The sequence below is a fragment of the Paraburkholderia sp. BR14320 genome (genome assembly GCF_040948665.1).
Lineage (GTDB): Bacteria > Pseudomonadota > Gammaproteobacteria > Burkholderiales > Burkholderiaceae > Paraburkholderia > Paraburkholderia youngii.
The window spans coordinates 1-255 of the sequence record NZ_JBFPKG010000362.1 but is presented as its reverse complement, the minus strand read 5'-3'; the positions used below and the strand labels follow the sequence as shown (position 1 = coordinate 255).

At 63.9% G+C, this 255-nt stretch carries 1 pseudogene; it reads right to left on the bottom strand.

What is annotated here, in order from left to right:
* A pseudogene (locus AB3X89_RS40660) lies at positions 1-255 on the bottom strand (branched-chain amino acid ABC transporter permease); the annotation flags it as partial.

The window sequence follows — 255 nt, the reverse complement described above, 5'->3', positions numbered from 1 at the left end:
CGATCATGAAGGTCGCCGAAATCACGAAGTTCGGGCTCACACCCATCAGGCTCGCGACGTTCGGATTCTCGGCGATCGCGCGCATCGCGCGGCCGAGCCTGGTCTTGTGCACGAGCAGCAGCAGGCCACCCATCACGACGAACGCCACCACGATGATCACGATTTCGGTCATCGAGATCACGGCGCCGGGCGTCGTGTCGGTGGCCTTGATCACGTTGATCGGGTCGGTGGGCAACAGCTGCGGGAACGGCAGCG